Raw genomic sequence first — 5495 nt, forward strand, 5'->3', positions numbered from 1 at the left:
TTATATCGTCGTTTCGAGCCTTATTGCGCCGGTGATTTTAATACTGGCCGTCAAAAACGGCTTTTTGATCCCTGCGATTGCGGTGCATCTTTTCGTATTTTATTTCGGAATTTTAGCCGATGATACCCCGCCCGTGGGCATCGCCGCATACGCCGCCGCGGGCATTGCAAAAGCAAATCCGGTAATCGTAGGACTTCAGGGCTTTATTTACGACCTACGCACGGCGGTACTTCCGTTTGCGTTCTTTTTTAACAACAAGCTGCTTTTGATCCAAAGCGTCGGCAATCCGACGGATTCGAAAAGCATCGTTTGGATCGGCGATCCGCTGCAAATCGCGCTGATTTTTGCTACGGCGATCGTCGGTATGTTTGCCTTCAGCTCCTCGCTGCAGGGCTGGTTCGTAACCAAGTGCAACATGGTAGAGCGCCTGCTATTGCTGCTCGTAACGCCGCTAATGCTGGTGCCTAATATCTGCGCGAAATTTATTGAGTTTATCCCGAGCGAATATGCAAGTTACGGCATCGGCGCTGCGATCTACGCGCTGATCTTTGCAAAGCAGTGGGTTTTAAGACCTAAAGACTCAGATGGTACGCACGCCGAAAATAGCGCGCCTGTGGCGTAAAATCAAATTTGATCCCGCTAAATTTTAGATAAATTTGCGGGGTCTTATTAAATTTATCTTCTTGCTTTTTATTCTTGCACCAGGATTTTAAATTTGAATTGACTCTTTGTTCTAAATTTAAATCCGCCTATCTAAACTACTCAAAATTTTAAATTGCGCCGAAGTAATTATGCTGCTTAGTAGATGAATTTATTCATACGAAGTTACCGTGTTAAAACTATCGTGTACTAAATCCATGCTTGTTTATATGATTATCGCAAGCCACAGGATACGCGAAATCAATAGAGCAAAATCCGTTTTTGTCTTGCCGCTTGAAATGCCTTCGATGGGTTAAATATACACGTCCACAAAAGCTAAAATGATTCTTAAAGCAGATAAAATCAAAAACTGTGCAAAATTTCTCCAAAACAACTTGATGATTAAGGATTAGCGTTACAAAATTTTACTTATTTAGAGCGATTCCTTGATTATATGTTGTACTTTATTTAAAATAATTTTTATAAAAATATCGATGGAATGGGGAATTATTAGTCAAATTTAATTCTATAAAAATACTTTAATAATTAATATTAAATTTATCCGCTTTGAGTTATAATCCGCGATTAAATTTCAAAATAGAGGAACAAAAATGCAAAAAGATATGTATTTTAAAAAGGCGAAATTTATCGCATTATCTATATGCGCGAGCGTTTCGATTTTATGCGGCGTCGAAGGCTCGCGCCTAAGCAGTGACGCAAATAGCACGAATCTTGGCGAGATCGTAGTAAGCGCGAGCGGCTTTCGCCAAGATATCAGGCAGGCGCCGGCCTCCATCTCCACCTTGGATAATAAAGAGATATCAAGCGGCAGATTCACTTCGCTACACGATATTGCGAATAAAATGCCGGGCGTCAGCGTTATTGCAGGCGATGACGGCCCGGCAAGCGGGATATCCATCAGAGGAATGGAAAGCTCCCAAACCCTTGTGCTTATCGACGGCAAACGTGTAAGTTCCGCGGCGGCGAACCCAAAAGGCGGAGCGGGCGATATGAACTCGAATTTTATCCCGCCCGCAGGAGCGATAGAGCGTATCGAGGTGATTAGAGGACCTATGAGCTCGCTTTACGGGAGCGATGCAGTAGGCGGCGTGATAAATATCATTACGAAAAAGAATTTTTCTAAATTTAGCGGAAGCGCCGCTATATCTACAACTATCCAAGATCACGAGGGTATCGGAAACGGTAAGATGGGCGAAGCCTACGTCAATATTCCCTTCGGGCAGTATGCGGCACTTCAGCTGTGGGGATATAAAAAGCTGCGCGACGAGGATGGCTATAAGGGAGGCTATCAGAAGAGTGATAAATCGGATTCTAACGCCAAACTTTGGCTAACGCCGGATGAAAATAATAAATTTTACGTTCAAACCGGAAGGCAAAATCACGATTATTCAAGAACTCTTGGTAAAACCGCCGTTTATCCCAACGCGCGCGGATTAAATCACTATAAATATAAAAGAGAAAATCACGGAGTCGGATATTTGGGCGAGTTTGAAAGCTTAAGCGCTGATATAAGTTATTTTTGGGACAAGACTCGCCGTACGAGCATTTTTGATAGCCTTTCGCCCGCAATCGTAAAAAATAGAAATTTTAATTCCAAATTTACGACTTATCTCGGTATAAATACGCTTACCTTCGGTTACGATTTTAGCAAACAGGATGTGCAAACGACTTTCATCGTTTCAAACGCGAGTAGGCAAAATTTACGCTCTCCGCAGCGATTTTCTATGAACGAGCATGCGGGATTTTTAGAGGACGAGATTGAAATTTTGGAAAATACGCTATTTTTAACGCTCGGCGGCAGGCTCACGCATAACGAATACTTCGGCAACCACTTTTCTCCTAGAGCCTACGCGACGTTTAATATAGGTGATACCTGGACGATCAAAGGCGGCGTCGCAACCGGTTATAAAACTCCCGACGTCAATCAAATTTCGCCGGAAGTAGGCACGATTCAGGGCGGCTGGAGGATTATAGATTTCGGTAACGAGGATTTAAAGCCCGAGAAAAGCACGACCTACGAGATCGGGCTTTATTACGACAATGCAGACGATCTGCGCGGCAATATCACGCTATTTAAAAACGACTTCAAAGATAAAATTTTAGATACCGATGGCAGCAATATCAATAGGATTCCCGCTTACGGAGGCTGCGCCGGCGCACCGAGCGTTAATTGTCCGGGTTGGGGAACGTATTTTAATATAAAAGGAGCCGAGGTTTACGGCGTTGAGCTGAGCGGCGATTACGATATTACTAAGAGGCTAAATTTCAAGGCGAACTACACCTATAGCCACTCCGAGATCGAAACCGGAGATCCTACGATCTATACGCCAAACGGCGCCGTTAAATTTAGCCAAACCAATCTTAGTAGGCTAGATGGCAAATCCCTGACCGCTACTCCGAAGCATGCCGCACATGCGACGCTTAGCTATAGGCCTATCACTCCGCTTTCTACCTTTATCGGTCTTAATTACGAAAGTGAGCTTACAAGCGTGCAATTTGGTCCGGGCAATAGAGTCAGCAAAAACGACAAAAAGCTTTTTACTACGGATTTGGGCGCACAATACGATTTAAACGATAATCTGAGCCTAAATTTAACCGCTTACAATATCTTTGATAACGTCCGATACGACGAGGGTCTCGCAGACGACGGCAATTACTATTGGTACCCCGAGGAAGGCAGGAGGTTTTGGTTTAAGGTAAACGCTAAATGGTAAGCCCAAAGAACTTCCTTGTGATATTCGACGCACTCTTTTTAGTATGCTTATTCGCTTGCGATCTGAGGGCAAAACCGCCGCAAAAGATTGAGCAGGCAAGTGGAGCTGCGTACGAAATGTTTAATGTGAGCGATTTTATTCTAAAAAGCAAGAGCGGCGAAAAATATAAAATTTTTATAGCTCGCCGAAAAAATGTCGCTCGCTACGATAGGGTAGTTTTTATGGTTGATGCGAACGCACAAGTTGCTATGCTTTTAAACTCTTATGCGAAAATTTATGCGAATGGCGCAAAGCAAAACGCAAAAGCGGTGCCGAAATTAAGCAAAACCGTCCTTATAGTAGGCATCGGATACGACAGCCCGCTAGCGTATGATATTAAGCGTCGCACGAGAGATTTAACGCCCGCGGCGAGCGGCGAAGAATATGCAAACGGCGGCGGCGCGGGAGAATTTTACGATTTCGTAAAAGATGAACTATTTCCGCTCGTGGAGAAAAAATACTCTACGGCAAAAAGCGATAAAATTTACTTCGGACATTCTTTTGGCGGGCTATTCGGGATTTATGCTTTGCTGCGCGACGATGGGATTTTCGACGAGTTTTTTATCGCCTCACCTTCGTTGTGGTGGGGCGAATCACAGCTGATCAGAGATGCCCTAGACGAAGGAAAGCTTAGATCAAATTTAAAAGCGAAATTCATAATACTCGTTGCCGGCTCGCGTGAAATGCGTAAAGGGAAAACCGATAAAGCGGGAATTTTAAAAGTAGCCGATCTAGCTGAAATTTTAAAAACAAAGGGGCTTTCTTGCGAGTTTAAGCTCTACGAAGGCGCTTCGCACGGCGAAGTAATCTCATTGGCTTTGCAAGATTTAGCGCTATTTACGCAAAGATAATCTTCTATTTAGCCGGTAAAGCCTTAATCTAAATCTGGCTCGTTTATATTTGCAAGCGCAAGACCGAGCGACGCAGGCTCGCTGATCGCGCCGAAACGCGCCACTAGATTTAAGAAATTAAATTTTAAAGCTCTTTTGGCTAGTATCGCACAAATTTAAAGGATGGAAAATGCAAAATTTCAAATGGCAAATTTCAAAGCGGCTCAAGCAGGCGATGCGCGAGCGAGATATCGATAATCTCACGCTCGTGCGCCGCACGGACGAGCTGTATTCGCGCTCGCACCCGGGCCACGACGAGGATATGCGCGCCGAAGTTTACACGGTTTTGGACGAATACGCGCCCAACGTCGATATTGAAATTTTTGATCTAGTCTGCAAGGCTCTCGGCGTTAAAATCGAGCTAGGATAGGGTTTTGCGCGTAGGATTTGCCTGCGCTTTTTTGCTTGGACGGCGGCGGTCAAATTTTTGGTTTTGAAATTTTATTTAGTTCGGTTTTGCGCTGCGACTTTAGATTGCGCCGCGACTTTTTAAATTTCGCTGCGCGCTGCGTCTTGCTGGGTATGGAATTTTAACGGCGCGGCATCTAAATTTACACGGCACAGATTTTAAAATTTAAACGCAATCGGCGATATGTTTTAGCGTCTCAAAGCCGAAAGCGGAGTTTAGCGCAGAAGTTCGCGATCAAATTTCATTCATGCTGACGGCTTGTCGGTAGCTTAGCAAGCAGCCCCAAATTCTAAATACGATCAAATTTCACCCGGGCGGCGAATTGGCGATTAAAATTTTAAAAATGAAATTCCGCCCCGAGCTTGCAATCAAAATTTCAAATTTAGCGGCAAAATTTTACCGAAAGCCCGCAGGATTAATATCTCTTTTAACTGCAAAGTGCTAAATTTCACTTTAAATTTTAAAGGGAAAAATTTGAAATATTTAACTCAATTCAGCATCATTTTAGGTATCTCCTTCGTCGCCGAGATGCTAGCCGCGCTCATTCCGCTTAAAATACCCGCTAGCATCTACGGGCTTGTTATCATGCTTTTGGCGCTTATTTTTAAGCTCATCAAGGTGGCGCAAATCAGGGAGACCGTTTCGTTTTTTATGCAGATTATGCCGGTGATCTTTATCCCCGCAGGTGCGGCTATCATCATCGCGGGCGACAGGCTGCGCGAGAGCTTCTTTGCGATCGTAGCAATCACGGCGATCTCGACCGTAGTAGTTATCGCCGCAAGC

5 protein-coding genes are annotated in these 5495 nt (G+C 44.2%); all 5 read left to right on the forward strand.

Going from position 1 to position 5495, the window contains the following annotated elements:
* Positions 1 to 622: DUF3394 domain-containing protein (locus Q0236_RS01635; protein ID WP_297914271.1), on the forward strand; the 622-nt coding region annotated here is incomplete at its 5' end.
* Between the two features lie 628 nt (positions 623 to 1250).
* Positions 1251 to 3374 carry a TonB-dependent receptor gene (locus Q0236_RS01640; RefSeq protein ID WP_297914274.1) on the forward strand — a complete coding sequence of 708 codons (2124 nt, stop codon included), beginning with the start codon at positions 1251 to 1253 and terminating at the stop codon, positions 3372 to 3374.
* A complete protein-coding gene (locus tag Q0236_RS01645) occupies positions 3368 to 4264 on the forward strand; it encodes an alpha/beta hydrolase-fold protein (RefSeq protein WP_297914277.1) in 897 nt (298 codons plus the stop codon). Before Q0236_RS01640 ends, Q0236_RS01645 begins: the two co-directional genes overlap by 7 nt.
* Before the next feature lie 169 nt (positions 4265 to 4433).
* Positions 4434 to 4673, forward strand: coding sequence for a hypothetical protein (locus Q0236_RS01650; protein WP_297914280.1), 240 nt, complete (start codon positions 4434 to 4436; stop codon positions 4671 to 4673).
* Positions 4674 to 5186: 513 nt separating this feature from the next.
* The coding region (locus Q0236_RS01655) for a CidA/LrgA family protein (protein ID WP_297914282.1) at positions 5187 to 5495 on the forward strand (309 nt) is incomplete at its 3' end.

Source organism: uncultured Campylobacter sp. (assembly GCF_938031315.1).
Taxonomy (GTDB): Bacteria; Campylobacterota; Campylobacteria; order Campylobacterales; family Campylobacteraceae; genus Campylobacter_B.

Coding starts and splice junctions, on each gene's coding strand:
- Q0236_RS01645 (WP_297914277.1), top strand. CDS start 3,368: ATGGTAAGCCCAAAGAACTTCCTTGTGATATTCGACGCACTCTTTTTA.
- Q0236_RS01650 (WP_297914280.1), top strand. CDS start 4,434: ATGCAAAATTTCAAATGGCAAATTTCAAAGCGGCTCAAGCAGGCGATG.
- Q0236_RS01640 (WP_297914274.1), top strand. CDS start 1,251: ATGCAAAAAGATATGTATTTTAAAAAGGCGAAATTTATCGCATTATCT.